The sequence below is a fragment of the Collinsella sp. CLA-JM-H32B genome, assembly GCF_040098065.1.
Taxonomy (GTDB): Bacteria; Actinomycetota; Coriobacteriia; order Coriobacteriales; family Coriobacteriaceae; genus Collinsella.
Map to the genome: position 1 here is coordinate 447,433 of NZ_JBBNNA010000001.1, position 16,564 is coordinate 463,996.

14 protein-coding genes are annotated in these 16,564 nt (G+C 61.5%); 5 read left to right on the forward strand and 9 right to left on the reverse strand.

Going from position 1 to position 16,564, the window contains the following annotated elements; all coding sequences use genetic code 11:
- Positions 1-88: 88 nt before the first annotated feature.
- The 6 genes from AAA138_RS01850 to AAA138_RS01875 all read right to left on the reverse strand — a co-directional run bounded on the left by AAA138_RS01850 (position 89) and on the right by AAA138_RS01875 (position 4,068).
- The gene (locus AAA138_RS01850) at positions 89-805 is read right to left on the reverse strand and encodes a DUF554 domain-containing protein (protein WP_349089340.1); all 717 of its coding nucleotides are present in this window, start codon (positions 803-805) and stop codon (positions 89-91) included.
- Between the two features lie 89 nt (positions 806-894).
- The gene (locus tag AAA138_RS01855; protein ID WP_349089341.1) at positions 895-2,295 is read right to left on the reverse strand and encodes a hypothetical protein; all 1,401 of its coding nucleotides are present in this window, start codon (positions 2,293-2,295) and stop codon (positions 895-897) included.
- 39 nt (positions 2,296-2,334) lie between these two features.
- On the reverse strand, positions 2,335-2,595 hold the full coding sequence (locus tag AAA138_RS01860; protein WP_349089342.1) for a hypothetical protein: 261 nt from the start codon (positions 2,593-2,595) through the stop codon (positions 2,335-2,337).
- Positions 2,576-3,178, reverse strand: coding sequence for a hypothetical protein (locus AAA138_RS01865; protein ID WP_349089343.1), 603 nt, complete (start codon positions 3,176-3,178; stop codon positions 2,576-2,578). Before AAA138_RS01865 ends, AAA138_RS01860 begins: the two co-directional genes overlap by 20 nt.
- Before the next feature lie 87 nt (positions 3,179-3,265).
- On the reverse strand, positions 3,266-3,775 hold the full coding sequence (locus tag AAA138_RS01870) for a hypothetical protein (protein WP_349089344.1): 510 nt from the start codon (positions 3,773-3,775) through the stop codon (positions 3,266-3,268).
- Positions 3,772-4,068, reverse strand: a complete 297-nt coding sequence (locus AAA138_RS01875) for a hypothetical protein (RefSeq protein ID WP_271748673.1) — start codon at positions 4,066-4,068, stop codon at positions 3,772-3,774. The genes AAA138_RS01870 and AAA138_RS01875 overlap by 4 nt, the downstream gene beginning before the upstream one ends.
- Positions 4,069-4,414: 346 nt before the next feature.
- Between AAA138_RS01875 and AAA138_RS01880 the strand changes: the two genes are divergently transcribed.
- From AAA138_RS01880 to AAA138_RS01890, 3 genes are read left to right on the forward strand one after another with little or no spacing between them, the layout of a single operon-like run.
- Entirely contained in the window at positions 4,415-6,016 is a 1,602-nt protein-coding gene (locus tag AAA138_RS01880; RefSeq protein ID WP_349089345.1) for an FAD-binding oxidoreductase, read from the forward strand.
- Positions 6,017-6,018: 2 nt separating this feature from the next.
- Positions 6,019-6,834, forward strand: coding sequence for an electron transfer flavoprotein subunit beta/FixA family protein (locus AAA138_RS01885; RefSeq protein ID WP_349089346.1), 816 nt, complete (start codon positions 6,019-6,021; stop codon positions 6,832-6,834).
- Positions 6,835-8,040, forward strand: a complete 1,206-nt coding sequence (locus AAA138_RS01890; protein WP_349089347.1) for an electron transfer flavoprotein subunit alpha — start codon at positions 6,835-6,837, stop codon at positions 8,038-8,040. It begins immediately after the preceding gene.
- Here the strand turns inward: AAA138_RS01890 and AAA138_RS01895 are convergent.
- Positions 8,037-8,849 carry an HD domain-containing protein gene (locus AAA138_RS01895; RefSeq protein ID WP_195192939.1) on the reverse strand — a complete coding sequence of 271 codons (813 nt, stop codon included), beginning with the start codon at positions 8,847-8,849 and terminating at the stop codon, positions 8,037-8,039. The two genes, AAA138_RS01890 and AAA138_RS01895, sit on opposite strands and share 4 nt — an antisense overlap.
- 224 nt (positions 8,850-9,073) lie before the next feature.
- On the opposite strand from AAA138_RS01895, the gene AAA138_RS01900 reads away from it, so the two are divergent.
- Positions 9,074-10,096 carry a 2-keto-3-deoxygluconate permease gene (locus AAA138_RS01900; protein ID WP_349089348.1) on the forward strand — a complete coding sequence of 341 codons (1,023 nt, stop codon included), beginning with the start codon at positions 9,074-9,076 and terminating at the stop codon, positions 10,094-10,096.
- 188 nt (positions 10,097-10,284) lie between these two features.
- Entirely contained in the window at positions 10,285-11,427 is a 1,143-nt protein-coding gene (locus tag AAA138_RS01905) for a GGDEF domain-containing protein (protein ID WP_349089349.1), read from the forward strand.
- A 188-nt stretch (positions 11,428-11,615) separates the two neighbouring features.
- Here the strand turns inward: AAA138_RS01905 and AAA138_RS01910 are convergent, their stop codons facing one another.
- The gene (locus AAA138_RS01910; protein WP_349089350.1) at positions 11,616-12,551 is read right to left on the reverse strand and encodes a DMT family transporter; all 936 of its coding nucleotides are present in this window, start codon (positions 12,549-12,551) and stop codon (positions 11,616-11,618) included.
- A gap of 101 nt (positions 12,552-12,652) precedes the next feature.
- Positions 12,653-16,399 (reverse strand): phosphoribosylformylglycinamidine synthase, encoded by a 3,747-nt coding sequence (locus tag AAA138_RS01915; protein ID WP_349089351.1) that lies wholly within the window; start codon positions 16,397-16,399, stop codon positions 12,653-12,655.
- Positions 16,400-16,564: the final 165 nt, after the last annotated feature.

The window sequence follows — 16,564 nt, forward strand, 5'->3', positions numbered from 1 at the left end:
CGCCCTCTCCTCTCCCTATATGGTGTCGGTGACCTCATATCATAGCACAGCATCAAACAGGTGTTCGAGATAGCACTATGCAGATAGTTTAGAACAGGAGGGCGTAGATGACCGCCACGACGACGGAGGGGAGCATGTTGGCCGTGCGGAAGGTCTGAGGCCGAATAAGGTTAACGCCAACACAGAAGATGAGCATGGAGCCCACAAGCGAAAGGCTGTTGAGGGCTGCGGTGGTCATGATAGGGGAGAGTGCGCCGGCAAAAAGCGTAATCGTGCCCTGGAATACGGCAACGGGCAGGGCCGAGAAGATGCAGCCGCGGCCAAGCGAGGCCGTCATGGTGCAGACGATGATGCAGTCCAGCGCGCCCTTCAGGGCAAGCGTGGACCAGTCGCCGAGCAGACCGTCCTGAATCGATCCTACGATGGCCATGGCGCCGATACACACGGTGAGTGATGCCGAGACAAAGGCGTTGGTGAACTCGTTGTCGCCCTCACTGCCGGTTTTGCGCTTGAGCCATTCGCCGAGGTTCTCGATGGCGGCCTCCAGGTTGATGGCCTCGCCGATGAGCGAACCGAGGGCAAATGAGACGATAAGCATGGTGGTGCCGGTGGTCGCCAACGCCTCTCCATCGATAACGAGCATATTTTGCATGGTGCCGCCCAGGCCGATAAACAGAACGCACAGCCCCGACGCCTTCATGAGCGTGTCTTGGATGCGGGGCGTAATGAAGCGCCCGCCCATGAGGCCCAGCAGACCGCCCGCGATCAAAAGCGCGACGTTGATGATCGTTCCTAAACCCGGCATGAACCCTCCTGTAATTGATGCCAACGCGGCAATCGTAACAGAACGGGGAGGGGAGCGCTCAGTGTCCGAGCCAAGCGGCGGTTAGCGGTCTAGGATAGGACGGGGCTAAAGTCGAAGCGCAGCGTCATGAGGTGCTGTGGGGACTCGATGGCCGCGGCAATGATGTCGGCATCTCGTGCGCGATCGAACCCTTCGAGTTCCATTTGATAGGGGAAGTCTTCTTGGATACCGATGCGACGAGGAACCAAAAGCTTGGTTCCGTCGAATTCTTCGGTTCGCGTTCCGTCTGCTGCAACGGAATAAAGGTGCAACTTGGCGGTCGTTGTGGCATCAAGTGCCGAGATAGCTTGGATGTCGTTCGATGCGCTCCTTGCTCCCACTGCTGTAAGTGCCGTAGGCGCGACGACTTCACCCGAAGGCAAAAAGACGAGCTCGACGGTATTGGGGAACGCGATGAGGATATTTTTGCGGCGGGGCGCATTGGCAGCGACTGGCTCAATGCTTGCGGCATCGACGGTTTCCGTGTGGTCGAGCGCGACCATCATGCAACAGTTGCCTTCGTCGACATCTGGGGGAGCGGCAAATTCCAGGCCGTCTTTCGGTTGGGGATTGCCTGGTTCGGTGGCGGTGCCGCCTGGCTTCTCGAGAGGGGCCGCAGCGTTGCCTTCTGATGATGCATCGTCTGCATCGTCAACATGCACCGGTGCGTCTGCGATCTCGTCTTTGGGGGGTTTGTCATTATCGCTCGATATAGGAGCAGCAATCCCGACGGACCCCACTCCGTGCCATGTCATTTGGAGCAGCGCCGGATCGGCGAGAATGCGATGCACGCCCGGCTCCTGGGTATCGATATTGATGGGGGCGGGTTCTGATCCGCGCGTGAGGTTAAGCGAGCCCTTCTGTCTGGTGCTTTGAGCTTCTTGGTCATCCGCGTCGCCAGCGTAGAACAGCAAAGGCGCATCTCCCGTTGCGATGGCTTCGGTGTTCGCCTTGGTCAGTCGCAGCGATGCCGTAAAGGAGATGATGGGCTGCGCGCCATCGACATTCGAGGGAACGCAGCCCAGGCATACACCCCCTCCTTCTTCATAGGCCGCGCTGTCGAAGACGACCTTCGCCCCGTTCGCCGAGTCATCGACCGAGTCAATATCGATGCGCAGCTCTAGGTCGCATGGGTCGCCATCGGCGTCGACTGCAGCCGATTTCCATGTGCAGATGGCATAACCTGTCTGGGGGCCGTTCTCCTTGTCCGGTCGCTTGATATCCACGACTATCGAGCCGACCGTATTGCGGCGAAGGCATCCCGAGGTTCGGATCGTGGCGTGCGCGAGCGAAAAACGTTGGCAGGCGACGATACCCGACGAATTCGCCACGGGGTTCAGAGCTTGCGGTAAGGAGTTTGCCGTGGCGGGCGTCGCCCAAGCGGCGAGAGGCGTACCGCCTACCAGTGCGCTGCAGAGCGCGGCGACGGGCAAAAGGTTTTTGGGTGCCATGGTTCTCCTATCTATTTCGCGTACTCCGGTCGTGCTTGGCTATTGGTTGCGTTTGATGTGCAGGCCAAGGCACGTCAGTCCTGCTCCCACCGTGGCGGCGCCTGTCGCAATGAGTTGCCGGGTGTCGCTCGTCTGAGCGAGCGGCTCGTGACGGCCGCCGCGATTAAGGCCCGAAAGGTCGACGGTCACTTCTGTGGCCGCCTGCGCTTGCTCTTGTTGAGCAAAGGCCATGGCAGGCGCGGACGCCAAGATGCCGACGATGGCGGCCAGTGCGATCGCCTTAGGACGTGGCGTGCGCACCGGGCTCGACCGTCCAGGTGATGCTTGCCACTTGATCTCCCGTACCGGTGGCGTGGTAGATGTCACGCGTAACGCGCGCGACGTGTCCACTCACACTGAGCTTGATCTTGTCCGTTCCATCGGCAATGCCCTGGTACTTCATGTCGAAGTTTGCGTCCTTGGAAAGATCGAGGCCCGTAGTCTGAGTCGCCGAGCTGGCAGCCTTTTCTGCCTTATCGGGGCCAACCTTAAAATCGATGGAGTTCTGGGCCGAGCCCGTCTTTGCGTCTGCAACGATTGTCCAGTCATTCTTGGCCGTGACCTTCATGTTGGTGACGTGGATGCCGTATGCCGAGAGGTTGTCGATGGTAATCGTCTTGTCGGAAGGTCCTACAAGCGTTCCGTCGGCTTTGGCGGCAAAGGGGATGACCGTTGGCGCCTTAAACGAAACATTGCTTATGTCGGCCTTCACCGTCACATCGGTGGTTCCAACGCGCACCTCTGCGATGGCCGCCGTTGGCGCGGCGCCCATCGCAAGTGCGAGCGTAAGCCCTGCGCCCACGGCGAGTGCCCTGGCTCCGCTCAGGTTCATGGGTGTGTTCATAATCGATCCTTTCTGCTCGTCACGGATTGTTTCCGTGATGGTTGGACGAATGGGGACAGGGTGCTGCCCCTGCGAGCGCGTCGGCCACTAGCCGTCTGCCTGGGCCACCCGCACTTTGACGCGCGTCGGATTGCCGTGGGTGTCGTAGGTCTTGGCATCGAGTGCCTGAATCTCGATATATGCCTCGCCTTCTTGGATATCGCCGGCGGGGCAGGTCTCAACCGTCTTGCCGGCTTCGACCACACCGGACTCATAGATGGTCTCGTCGTTTTGAATCACGCGGAAGCGCTGGGGAAACTTGTTGTCTTGGACGTTTTGCACGTTGACGCGCAACTTGCCGCCTTCCTGCAACTGTGCGACCGGCGCGACCGAGATCGTCATCATGTTGTCGCGGACGATGGCGTCGAGCTCATCCTGGATTTCTTGGCGCGATTTACCTTCTGCCGTCGTGACTGAGGCGCCCGCTTCGGGCACGGGCTGCGACTGCCAGGCGTATAGCCCTACGGCGATGAGGGCGCAGACGATAGCCAGGCAGACAACGACGAGTTTCTTGCGACGCCCCAGTCCTGCAAGGCGGGGCGGCTTCTTCGCGCTCATGCGGCGTCCTTGGTGGTGTAGACGCGTGCGAACGTGGACGGGTCCGCTCCAAAGAGCATGTGAAGCATCAGGCGGCGCGAATAGATGAGCTCGTCGAAGTCATGAGGGAGCTCGATGTTGTGGATACGCGCGATGTGGTGGGCGAGCGCCGAGAACGACTCGGGGTCGCAGATAACATCGGTGGTGACGTGGTAGACCGCCGTATCGGGGAACGCCTCTTCGTCGAAAGGCAGGAGATAGGGATCGTCGTCGACCTCGATGGCGACGCCGTACTGGGGCCAGTAATATGCCATGGGAACCTCCCTGCTTCTGGGGCCAAAACTACCATTGGTTTTGGCTGTCGATGCCGACCGTATCAGTCGCTACTTGACCAATTTCTGACCAAATGCTTGACGGATTGACATCTCCGCAGGTAAAAGATGGCAAAAATAACTTCAACTTTTTTCGAGCGACAATTGCGTGGTCGCTGGCGGTAAAGCGACATGTGTCAAAAGCATCGTCTGCCGAGGAAACCTTGCCGCTCGCCGAATTGCACGAACGTAAAAATCGCCAATTATGGAGACGGTTTCGAACACGTCGACGAAACGATGCGGTAACATCTCCCTGCAAACACTGTAGTTAGCTAAAGGGGGAGTTCGCGTGTCTGCAACCATCAAACCCTTCACCGACGAGTTCGAAGAGTATGGTCGCGATGAGTCTCGCACATCGGGCGAGGCCTCGAGCATCTCGTTTCCGACAACGGAGGACGAGGTCCGCGCCATTTTGAAAAAGCTCCATGCCGAGCGTGTCCCGGTAACGGTTCAGGGCGCCCGGACCGGTCTTGCCGCCGGAGCCGTGCCCCATGGCGGTCACATTCTCAATACTTCCCGCATGAATCGCTACCTAGGCCTTCGCCGCGATGAGCAGCGCCGCTTTCTTTTGCGTGTGGCGCCCGGCGTCGTGTTGTCTGAGCTGCGCAAGCAACTGGGCAAGAAAGTGCTGCCGACTGCCGGCTGGGACCAGGCATCGCTTGAGGCCTACGAGGAGTTCCAGGAAGCCCCCGAACAATTCTTTCCTACCGATCCCACCGAGGCATCTGCCTGCCTGGGCGGTATGGCGGCATGCAACGCTTCCGGCGCCCGTAGCTACGCTTACGGCCCCATGCGCCCTCACGTCACGGGCCTTCATGTCGCGCTGATCGATGGCGACCTGCTCGAGCTTCACCGTGGCGAGGTTTTTGCACAGGGTCGTCGCCTTTCGCTCGTCACGGTGCAGGGTCGCACGCTCGAGCTCGACCTTCCCGACTACACCATGCCCAAGACCAAAAATGCTTCGGGCTATTTCGTTGCTGACGATATGGATGCCATCGATCTGTTTATCGGTGCGTGCGGCACACTCGGCGTCATCACCGAGCTCGAGATTGCCCTGCAGGCGGCGCCTGCGGTCGTTTGGGGCGTGAGCTGCTTCTTTGATAGCGAAGACAAGGCCGTGTCCTTCACCGATTCTGTGCGTCCCGTCCTGTCCCACGCGGCTGCCATCGAATATTTCGATGCGGGCGCTCTGGATATCCTGCGTCGTCAGCGTGAGCAGTCGACCGCGTTCGCCTCGCTGCCGGCGCTCGACAAAGACGCCAAGGTCTGTGTCTACGTGGAGCTCGACTGCGACGACGAAGCCCAGGCGACTGAGGAGCTGTATCACTTGGGGTGGGTACTGGAGCTTGCGGGCGGAAGCGACGATGCGACATGGGTCGCGCGCACCGAGGTCGATCGCGAGTGTCAGCGATTCTTCCGCCATGCGGTGCCCGAGAGCGTCAACATGCTCATCGACGAGCGTCGCCGCACGGATCCCACCATCACCAAACTGGGCTCGGACATGTCGGTGCCCAACGCACGCTTGGCCGATGTCATCGCCCTTTATCGCCGCACGTTGGCCGAAAGCGGGCTTGAATCTGCCGCCTGGGGGCACATCGGTAACAACCATCTGCATGTGAACATTCTGCCGCGCGATGCGCAGGATTACCGCCGCGGCGGAGAACTCTTTGCCCAGTGGGCTTCCGAGGTCACGGCCATGGGCGGCGCCGTCTCCGCCGAACACGGTGTCGGCAAGATCAAGGCGGGCTTCTTGGAGACGATGTACGGTCACGAGGCCATGGTCGAGTCGGCGCGGCTCAAGCTCCAGCTCGATCCTGCCGGGCAGCTGGGTCGCGGTAACCTGTTTTCGGAGAAGCTCTTGGATGAGCTCGTCCAGAAAGGGGGCGCGTGAAGATGAGCGATTTCCATATGGTGGTGTGCGTCAAGGCAGTGCCGGGCAGCACCGAGGTCAAGATGGACCCCAAGACCAATACCATCGTGCGCGATGGCAAGCAGGCGGTCATTAACCCGTTCGATGCGAGCGCTTTGGAATGCGCGCTGGCGCTGAAGGATGACTTTATCGGCTTTGGCATGGACGTGCGCGTAACGGTGGTGTCGATGGGCATCCCCGCGACCGAATCGCTATTGCGCGACTGCATCGCCCGAGGCGCCGATGACGCACTGCTGCTGACCGACCGCGCCTTTGCAGGTGCCGATACCCTGGCAACCACCTATGCCCTCAAGTGCGGCATCGAGGCGCTCGACGAGGACTTCGACCTGCTCATTTGCGGCAAGATGGCGGTGGACGGCGATACAGCCCAGATTGGTCCCGAGCTTGCCGGTGCCTTTGAGATTCCCTGCGTGACCGACGTGAGCTGCGTGCAGAGCGCGGGCTTTACGACTTGCGGCTCGCTGGCTCTTGTTCACGGCTGCGATGCCGGCGAGGAGACGGTCTATCTTGAGATGCCGTGCGCGATGACGACCGCCAAGGAGATTGGCCAACTGCGCATGCCGAGCATTGCCGGTATTCGTGCGGCCGAGGAGGCGGACGTGCGTGTGGTCAACGCTGCCGACGTGCATGCCGACCCCGCGCGCTGCGGCCTTGCCGGCTCGCCGACACAGGTCGTGCGATCGTTTGTGCCCGACCGCGACCAAACGTGCGAGGCCGTTGACGGAACGGCGTCCGAGCAGGCGGCGAAACTTGCCAAGATCATCGAGGGGATGGCATAGATGAGCGGACTGATTATCGATAGCGAAGCCTGTATCGGCTGCGGTCGCTGCGTTCGCGCCTGTGCCTCGGGCGGCATTGTAGTGGAAGGCGAGCGGCCCAACCGTGGCGCCCGCGTAACCGACGGCTGCATCCTATGCGGTGGGTGCGTCGACGCCTGCCCCGTCAACGCCATCTCGATCGAGCGTGACGAGGCCGCTGGCGCGGTGGACCTTGATGCATATCGAGACATTTGGGTATTCGTGCAGACCGACGAGCACGATACGGTGACTCCCGTTGCCTATGAGCTCATGGGCAAGGGCCGCGAGCTTGCCCATGCTCGCGGCTGCCGTCTGGTGGCACTGGTCGGCATGAGCCCCGAGGGCTCGCTTGGGGACCTCGAACTCCTGGTTTGTGCCGGCGCGGACGAGGTCCTGGTCTGTCGCGACGAGCGTCTGCGCCAGAACGATGCGGAGGTTTACGCCCGGCTGATCTGCGATTTGGTGGCAGAGCGCAAGCCCGAGGCCATTCTGTACGGTGCGACCGCCTTTGGCCGCGAACTGGCACCCGGCGTTGCCGTGCGTTTGCAGACGGGCCTTACGGCTGACTGCACGGTGCTTTCGATGGATGCGGAGACGGGGCTGCTGCAACAGACGCGTCCGGCGTTTGGCGGCAACCTGATGGCCACCATCGTCTGCCCCAATCATCGTCCTCAGATGGCAACGGTGCGTCCCGGCATCTTTAAGGCGCCCGACTTTGACTACGGCCGCTCCGGCACGATCACCCAGATATCGCTTGCGGATGATGCTAAGGCTCGTGTCGAGATCTCGATTCCCGCCGAGGAGTGGGGGCAGCAGGCATCAATTGCCGATGCCGAGCGCCTGGTCGTGGTGGGTCGCGGCATTGGTTCTAAGAAAAACCTGCCGCTGATGCGAAGGCTCGCCGAGGCTCTGGGAGCCGAGCTTGGCTGCACGCGACCTGTCGTGGAGGCCGGCTGGCTGGAGTATCGCCATCAGATTGGCCAGACGGGCGTATCGGTTTCGCCCAAGCTTCTCGTGAGTATCGGTGTTTCGGGCGCCATTCAGCATCTTGCCGGCATCGGTGGGGCGGAGTGCATTATCGCCATCAACGAGGACCCGGATGCCCCCATCTTTGGTGCTGCCCAGTACAAGGTTGTCGGTGATGCCGTCGAGGTCGTCGAGGAGCTGCTGGCCCAGCTTGAGCGCTAGGCGCGCGCCAGCCAGTCGCGCATCTCGTCCTTTAGGCGCTCCCAGGTCGCTTGCGTGGCGGGATCGGCAAAGGGGCGCGTAATGCCAAAGGGCGCGTCGAGCAGACGGTAGATATCGCCCTGTTCGCGCGCCAGCGCGCGGCTCGCTGGATAGACGAGCTCAAACATAAAGCAGATGAGTCCCACCAGGTAGTCTGCGGGCTCGTCGCGTTCATCGCGTGCGACGCAGCGATGCTCGTCAAAGGCGGCAAGTGTCGTCGCCGAGAAGTGGCTGGCAAGAAACGTATCCTCATTCACTTTGAGGATGGTATCGACGGTGCTATCGGCGATGGTGCGCATAATGTCGATCTTGTCGCCATCGCGTACGATGTCGCAGAAGCACCGTGTGCGCTCGTCGAGTTGTGCCGGCAGACGAAAGTCGCTGTGATAGGCGATGCTCGCGCGGATGAGCTCGTCGTGCTCGTCGGCCTCGATAAAATCTCGGATGCTTGTTGTCGCGGGCGCGTCTGCAGGGTTTTCGCCAAAGAGAACCTCGACGCCCAACGCCGCATGGCTCATGCTCTCGGCATCCTTAAACGTGTCCCAGCGTCGCAGCTGCTCAAAGCGGCCCATATCGTGCAGCAGGCCGCAAAGCCATGCCAGGTCAATGTCCTGCGGTGACCAGCCCTGTTCGCGTGCCGCGGCATCGCATGCCTCGGCAACGTGGTACGTATGCTCGATTTTGAGTGCGATGCGCGGATTGGCGGCATCGTAAGCATCGGTATAGCGTTTGAAGGCCGCGGTCGCCCGGCCCCGATCGATAGCTGTCATAATGACTTCCTAAAAAAAGTTGTGTCTTTCTGTGTCTTTCGATCCGGTGGCAATTGTAGGTGAACTCGGTTGCTGCCGGGCGATGATTCTGCCATGTCGTTGCCTGACCCAACGAATCGAATTTCTCACCGAGCCGGTCTGCTTCTTCTGGTACTATGGTCAAACTTTACTGTAGCAAAGTGTGACGTGGGCTTTTGTTCCGCGTCAGCGGAAATGGGGGTTTCATGGCACAGGAAGCGACCGCCAACGAGCAAAAGAAATTCAAAGTCCCGCGTATCCCGGGTGACATCATGATCTATCCCATGATCGTTGGCCTTTTGCTCAACACTTTCTGCCCACAGGTCTTTGAGATCGGCGGCTTCTTTACCGCCGCCTGCCGCGGCGGCTCCAATACCATCGTCGCTGCGATTCTGCTCTTCGTGGGTGCCGGCATCAGCTTTAAGTCCACGCCGGGCGCCATCAAGACCGGTATCGTCGTGCTGATCCCTAAGCTTGTGGTGGCAGCCGCGTTGGGCCTGGGCGTCGCGTACTTCTTTAACGATAACTTTTTGGGTCTGAGCTCGGTCTCCATCATCGGCGGCATTACGTTTTGCAACATGGCGCTCTACACGGGCATCATGGGCGAGTTCGGCGATGAGTCCGAGCAAGGCGCCGTCGGTATCCTGTTCTTTACGGCCGGCCCCGCCGTCACGATGATCATCCTCGGTGTTTCGGGTCTTGCCAACATTCCCGTCGGTACCATTATCGGATCCATCCTGCCGCTTGTTATCGGCATGGTTCTGGGCAACCTCTTCCCGTTTATCAAGAACCTGCTGGTCCCCGGCGCCAATCCCGCGATCGCTGTCATCGGTTTTCAGCTCGGTGCGTCCATGAGTCTTTCGAGCTTTATCACCGGCGGTATTTCCGGTATCTTGCTGGGCCTTGTCACGCTGTTTGTCGTCGGTCCCATTACCTTTGCCTTCGAGCGCCTGTGCGGTGGTAACGGCAAGGCGGCCGTTGCCTGCTCCACTATCGCCGGCACTGCCATGACCACGCCGGTCGCCCTCGCCGAGGTCGCTCCGCGCTATGCCGAACTTGCGCCCACCGCGTACGCCCAGATCGCCACCGCCGTCATCATCACGGCAATCATGGCTCCGATTCTGACCGGCTGGGTCGACAAGAAGTTTTGCCAGGGCAAAGAGGATCTGTCGGTCGAAGGCATCGAGGCTATCGAGGAGGCCGTCGCGACCGATATCGACGGTGAGTAACGACCGTTACCGATAATAGATTCCGGCGTGCAATTCGCGCCGTTTGAGCGCCCGAACGAAAGCTGTCTTGCGGTGACGTTCGGGTGCTCTGCTATTATTCCCTTTACCCCTGCGGAGTAAGGGGCGTTTATTGCCCAGACACGAATCGGGCGATTCTGACCACTTGGATATTGAAGGGAGGGCGTCTAGTGGTTAAGGCACTCAAGATTGAGATATTCCTGCTATGCATGATTGTTCTTATCGGGCTTGCCGCACGAAGCCGCCGCTCCCTGTTCTCGAGCACCCAGCAGCTTTTGTTTAGCATGCTGGGCTACACGTCTGCTGCCTACATTTTCTTCGATATGATTTGGACGCTCTCGGACGGCGTGAGCACTCCTGTAGGCATCACGGCCAACTGGATTTCCAACGCGGTCTCGTTTTCGCTGTTCGCCATCGCGTGCCTCATTTGGTTTTTCTATTCCGAGACAGTGCAGGGCTCTCGTCTTTTGACCGCGCGCTATAGGGTTGCGATCGTGACGTTGCCAACCGTATTGGTGGTCGTGCTGGCATTTACCAGCTACTGGACGCACACTATGTTCTATATCGATGCGCAGGGCGTATATCGTCGCGGAGCGCTTTATATGATTCAACCTATCGTTAGCTACTGCTACATCATATATACGTCCTTGCATGCCTTTATTCAGGCTCGAAAAGTCGAAAGCCTGCAAACGAAGGCCATTTATCGCACCCTCGCCTTTTTTGTGGTTCCCGCTCTGGTGGGCGGTACCTTCCAGGTTTTGTTTTCGGTACCGGGCCTTTGTGTCGGTATAACGCTGAGCATCCTGCTGCTCTACATCATCTACCAGGAGCAGCTGATCTCGACCGACCCGTTGACTGGACTTAACAATCGCAACCGTTTTGAGACCTATATGCTGTCGCTCTTCTCAAATGTGGATCAGGCCGAAGATGTGTATCTGCTTATGATGGACGCCGACGGCTTTAAGCAGATTAACGACCGGTATGGACATGTGGAGGGCGACCATGCTCTCCAGGTCATATCTGCTACGCTCAAAGAGGTCTGCTCGGTGTCTGGTGGTTTTATCGCACGTTATGGCGGCGATGAGTTCGTGGTGCTCCAGAAGGCAGCGGCGGAACAGGACATCATAGACCTGTGTTCGGCGATTAACGACGAGCTCGCTCGTGCCGAGGTGCCGTATGCATTGCGGATGTCCATCGGTTACGCGCGGGTCGGCGATAGTGTTGATACCTGGCAAGACTTACTTCGCGCTGCCGATGCGGAGCTCTACCGCGTCAAGGCCGAGAAAAAGAAAGCCGGCGTCCAGATACGCTAGAAAAAAGCGCACGACCGTTGCGATGGTCGTGCGCTTTTTTTGCGTTTGCGGGGGCCACCGGCCATAACGCCCAGGCGCGGTGCGGCAAGACGAGCGTCTGCCGCCGCGGCTCGGTACGAAATCAACGAGAACCAGTGCACTCCATTAAGCTGAAGTGTGCGAACGCCCTCTCTAAAAAGGTGAGCTCGCTAGGCTTTTTTGGGTTTGTTGACGATGATGATGCCGCTGCAGACCAACAGCAGGGCAACGATGACGGTAACGGGGCTCGTGCCAGCGCCCTCGCCGAGCAGCAGCGCGCTCAGCAGCACACCAAAGACGGGGTTCATAAACCCAAAGACCGAGACGCGGCTGACGGGGTTGACGGCAAGCAGGCGCGACCACAGCGAGTAGGCGACCGCGGAGATAAGCGCCATGTAGATGATGAGCGCGATGGCGGGGGCAATCGCCGTGGGGGAGAGCGCGCCGCCCATCATAAAGCCGATGGCGGTGAGGACCAGGCCGCCGACCAAGAACTGCCACCCGGCAAGCAAGACGCCGTCGTGCTCGCGCGAGAAGATGCCGATCAGGCAGGTCGAAAGGGCACCCGCGACGGTGGAGGCCAGGATAAAGCCCTCGCCGTCGAGCGTAAAGCCAAAGGTGCCGTCCGCGCTCGAAAGGTTGACGAGTGCGACGCCGGCAAAGCCCAGTACGCAGCCGAGCACCTTGGCCGCATCGAGCTTTTCGGTGCGAAACGCCAGGGCGGCAAAGAGGATGGCTAGGAAGTTAGCGCTGGCCTCGATGATGGAGCTCGACATAGCGCTTGCACGGGAGAGACCAAGGTAGAAAAAGAAGTACTGGCCGATGGTCTGGAAGAGCGACAAGATGCAGATGGGCTTGATATCACGCGCTTGCGGAACGAGCGGTCGGCGCTGGGCCACGCTCATGCCAACAATGACCAGCATGCCGGCAAGCGTAAAGCGCAAACCCGCGAAGAGCAGCTGCGAGGCGCTGTCGTGCGCGGGAATGCCAAAGAGGCCGTAGCCGATCTTGATGCAGGGGAAGGCGGAGCCCCAGAGCGCGCAGCAAACGAGGCAGCCCAGGATGAGTCCGGGCAGGGTGGCGAGATACGGCTTGCGGCTTTCCATGATGTTCTTCTCCTATACGCGCGAAGCAAAAAAGAACCCGCCACCGGGCGTGCCGGTGGCGGGTGTTGTTACCCGAGGGGATTGTACCCGATGGGAACGTATTAAGCGAAGTAGGCTACGCCGCTCTCAAAGATCGGCATGAACTTGTCGCCGGGGACATGCTCGGGCACGTTGCGGTACAGGTTGTCGCCGCGACGCTCGGCATGGCCCATCTTGCCCAGGACGCGGCCGTCGGGGCTCGTGATGCCCTCGATGGCGAGTGCGGAGCCGTTGGGGTTGACGGAAAGGTCCATGCTCGGCTTGCCGTCCTCGCCCACGTACTGCGTGGCGACCTGGCCGTTGGCAATCAGCTGGGCGAGTACCTCGTCGTTGGCGACAAAGCGGCCCTCGCCGTGGCTGATGGCGACGGTGTAAGGGTCGTCCAGACTGCACTGCGACAGCCACGGGGACAGGTTGGACGAGATGCGGGTGCGCACCAGGCGGCTCTGATGGCGACCGATGGTGTTGAACGTCAGCGTGGGCGCATCGGGCGTGGCGTCGACGATGTCGCCGTAGGGCACCAGGCCGAGCTTGACCAGGGCCTGGAAGCCGTTGCAGATGCCCAGCATCAGGCCGTCGCGGGCCTGGAGCAGGTCGCGGACTGCCTCGGTGACCTCGGGAGCGCGGAAGAACGCCGTGATGAACTTGGCGGAGCCGTCGGGCTCGTCGCCGCCCGAGAAGCCGCCGGGGATCATGACGATCTGGCTTGCACGGATGCGGCGGGCAAGCTCGTGGGTGCTCTCGGCGACGGCCTCGGGCGTGAGGTTGTTGATCACGAAGGTGTCGGCCTCGGCACCGGCGGCACGGAAGGCGCGGGCGCTGTCGTACTCGCAGTTGTTGCCGGGGAACACGGGGATGATCACACGCGGGCGGGCGATCTTGGCGCCGCCGTACACGTGGATGTCCTTGGCGCGGAAGTCGATGGTCTCGACCTCGGGGGTCTCGCCGGCGCTGCGGTAGGCGAAGACGCCCTCGATGCCGCCCTCCCAGGCCTCTTGGAGCTCAGCGAGCTCGATGACCTCGGAGCCGGTGTCGATGACATAGCCCTCGACGGTGGTGCCCAGGGGCTCGACGACAACGCCATCGGCGACCTCGGGCAGCTCGGCGTCCTCGGCGAGCTCAACGATAAAGCTGCCGTAGAGCGGGGTGAAGAGGCTCTCCACGTCCACATCCTCGGCAAGCTCGATACCGATCTGGTTGCCGACACACATCTTAAAGAGGCTCTCGGCGCCGCAGCCGTAGCCGGGCGTGGAGACAGCCAGGGCGTCGCCGGTAGCGGTGAGCGCCTCGACGGCGTCAAACGCGGCGAGCAGCTGCTGGGCGTCGGGGCGGTAGTCCTCGCCGTAGGTGGCGGGGGCGATTCGGACGACGCGGTGCGTCAGGCCCTTGAACTCAGGGGAGACGGCGCGCGCCGCGCGGCCCACGGCCACAGCGAAGCTGATCAGAGTCGGCGGAACGTTGAGCTCGCCGGCCTCGTCCTCAAACGAGCCGCTCATGGAATCCTTGCCACCGATGGCGCCGGCACCCAGGTCGACTTGGGCCATGAGAGCGCCCAGGACGGCTGCCGTGGGCTTGCCCCAGCGCTCGGCCTCGGTGCGCAGGCGCTCGAAGTACTCCTGGAAGGAGAGATAGGCGCGCTTGTGTTCAAAGCCGGCAGCCACGAGCTTGGCGATGGACTCGACCACGGACAAGTAGGCGCCAGCAAACTGGTCGGCTTCCATCAGGTAGGGGTTGAAGCCCCATGCCATGGCGCTTGCCGTGGTGGTCTCGCCGTCCACGGGGAACTTGGCGACCATGGCCGAGCTCGGGGTGAGCTGCGTCTTGCCGCCAAAGGGCATAAGCACGGTTGCGGCACCGATGGTGGAGTCGAAGCGCTCGGAAAGGCCCTTGTTGGAGGCAACGTTGAGGTCGGTGACAAGCGAGGTCATGCGCTCGGCAAGCGTGGTGCCGGCCCAGCTGGGCTGCCACACGCTGCGGGCGCACACGTGGGCGACCTGGTGCTTGGGCGCGCCGTTGGAGTTGAGGAACTCGCGGGATAGGTCGACGATGGCGACACCGTTCCAGGCCATGCGCATGCGCGGCTCGGCGGTAACCTCGGCGATAACGGTCGCCTCGAGGTTCTCCTCGGCGGCGTAGCCCATGAACTCCTCGACGTCACCGTCGGCGACGGCGCAGGCCATACGCTCCTGGGACTCGGAGATGGCGAGCTCGGTGCCGTCCAGGCCGTCGTACTTCTTGGTCACGGTGTCCAGGTCGACATACAGGCCGTCGGCAAGCTCACCCACGGCGACCGAGACGCCGCCGGCGCCAAAGTCGTTGCAGCGCTTGATCAGGCGGCAGGCGTCGCCGCGGCGGAAGAGGCGCTGCAGCTTGCGCTCGACCGGGGCGTTGCCCTTCTGGACCTCGGCGCCCGAGGTCTCGATGGACTCGGTGTTCTGGGTCTTGGAGGAGCCGGTGGCACCGCCGATGCCGTCACGGCCGGTGCGGCCGCCCAGCAGGATGATCTTGTCGGTGGGGGCGGGGCACTCGCGGCGCACGTGGTTTGCCGGGGTAGCGCCCACCACGGCGCCGACCTCCATGCGCTTGGCCACGTAGCCGGGGTGATAGAGCTCGTTGACCTGGCCGGTGGCAAGGCCGATCTGGTTGCCGTAGCTGGAGTAGCCGGCGGCGGCAGTGGTTACGAGCTTGCGCTGCGGCAGCTTGCCCTCGAGCGTCTCGGACACGGGGACGGTGGGGTCGCCGGCACCGGTGACACGCATGGCCTGGTACACGTAGCTGCGGCCCGAGAGCGGGTCGCGGATGGCGCCGCCCACGCAGGTGGCGGCACCGCCGAAGGGCTCGATCTCGGTCGGGTGGTTGTGGGTCTCGTTCTTAAACAGGAACAACCAGTCCTGGTCCTCGCCGTCGACATCGACCTTCACCTTGACAGTGCAGGCGTTGATCTCCTCGGACTCATCGACATCGGTCATGACGCCGGTCTTCTTAAGGTACTTGGCGCCGATGGTGCCCATGTCCATGAGGCAGACGGGCTTGGCGTCGCGACCGAGCTCGTGGCGCATCTCCATGTAGCGGTCGAAGGCCTGCTGCACCACGGCGTCGTCGATCGTCACGTCGTCCAGGACAGTGCCGAAGGTGGTGTGGCGGCAGTGGTCGGACCAGTAGGTGTCGATCACGCGGATCTCGGTGATGGTGGGGTCGCGATCCTCATCGCGGAAGTATTGCTGGCAGAAGGCGATGTCCGCCTCGTCCATGGCAAGACCGCGCTCGGAAATAAAGGCGGCAAGGCCGGCCTCATCGAGCTCGCGGAAGCCGTCGAGCACTTCGACAGGCTGGGGCTCGGGGGTCTCCATGTACAGCGTCTCGGGCAGGTCGAGCGAGGCGATGCGCGCCTCGACGGGGTTCACCACGTAGTGCTTGATGGCCTCGATGGCGGCCTCGTCCAGGGCGCCCGAGATCATATAGACCTTGGCGGAGCGTACGGCGGGGCGCTCGCCCTGGCTGATGAGCTGTACGCACTCGCTGGCGGAGTCGGCGCGCTGGTCAAACTGGCCAGGCAGGAATTCGACGGCAAAGACGGCGCCATCGCTTGCGGGGAGCTCGTCGTAGGTCACATCGACCTGGGGCTCGCTAAAGACGGTCGGCACGCAGGAGCGGAAAAGCTCCTCGTCGATGCCCTCGACGTCGTAGCGGTTGATGATCCTCAGGGCCTCGATGCCCTTGATGCCGAGAATCTCGGTCAGCTCGCCCTTGAGCTGCTGAGCCTCGACGTCGAACCTGGGTTTCTTCTCCACGTAGATACGAGAGACCATTGGTTCCTGCCTTCCTGATCGGTTGGGCGTACGGTACGGTATGCGGCAGCGGTCGGTTTGCGGGGTCTGCCCTGCGGTCGCCTTGAGCCACATGTTTGTAAACCTCACTATGATACGACAGCTCGCGGCGCGTTGAGGACGGCGAGGGTGCTACAGTGAAGCGCA

Bases quoted from the DNA above. Each gene is read 5' to 3' on its own strand.
- AAA138_RS01890 (WP_349089347.1), top strand. From the start codon at position 6,835: ATGAGCGGACTGATTATCGATAGCGAAGCCTGTATCGGCTGCGGTCGC.
- AAA138_RS01855 (WP_349089341.1), bottom strand. From the start codon at position 2,295: ATGGCACCCAAAAACCTTTTGCCCGTCGCCGCGCTCTGCAGCGCACTG.
- AAA138_RS01870 (WP_349089344.1), bottom strand. From the start codon at position 3,775: ATGAGCGCGAAGAAGCCGCCCCGCCTTGCAGGACTGGGGCGTCGCAAG.
- AAA138_RS01900 (WP_349089348.1), top strand. From the start codon at position 9,074: ATGGCACAGGAAGCGACCGCCAACGAGCAAAAGAAATTCAAAGTCCCG.
- AAA138_RS01915 (WP_349089351.1), bottom strand. From the start codon at position 16,399: ATGGTCTCTCGTATCTACGTGGAGAAGAAACCCAGGTTCGACGTCGAG.
- AAA138_RS01850 (WP_349089340.1), bottom strand. From the start codon at position 805: ATGCCGGGTTTAGGAACGATCATCAACGTCGCGCTTTTGATCGCGGGC.
- AAA138_RS01885 (WP_349089346.1), top strand. From the start codon at position 6,019: ATGAGCGATTTCCATATGGTGGTGTGCGTCAAGGCAGTGCCGGGCAGC.
- AAA138_RS01895 (WP_195192939.1), bottom strand. From the start codon at position 8,849: ATGACAGCTATCGATCGGGGCCGGGCGACCGCGGCCTTCAAACGCTAT.
- AAA138_RS01875 (WP_271748673.1), bottom strand. From the start codon at position 4,068: ATGGCATATTACTGGCCCCAGTACGGCGTCGCCATCGAGGTCGACGAC.
- AAA138_RS01910 (WP_349089350.1), bottom strand. From the start codon at position 12,551: ATGGAAAGCCGCAAGCCGTATCTCGCCACCCTGCCCGGACTCATCCTG.
- AAA138_RS01865 (WP_349089343.1), bottom strand. From the start codon at position 3,178: ATGAACACACCCATGAACCTGAGCGGAGCCAGGGCACTCGCCGTGGGC.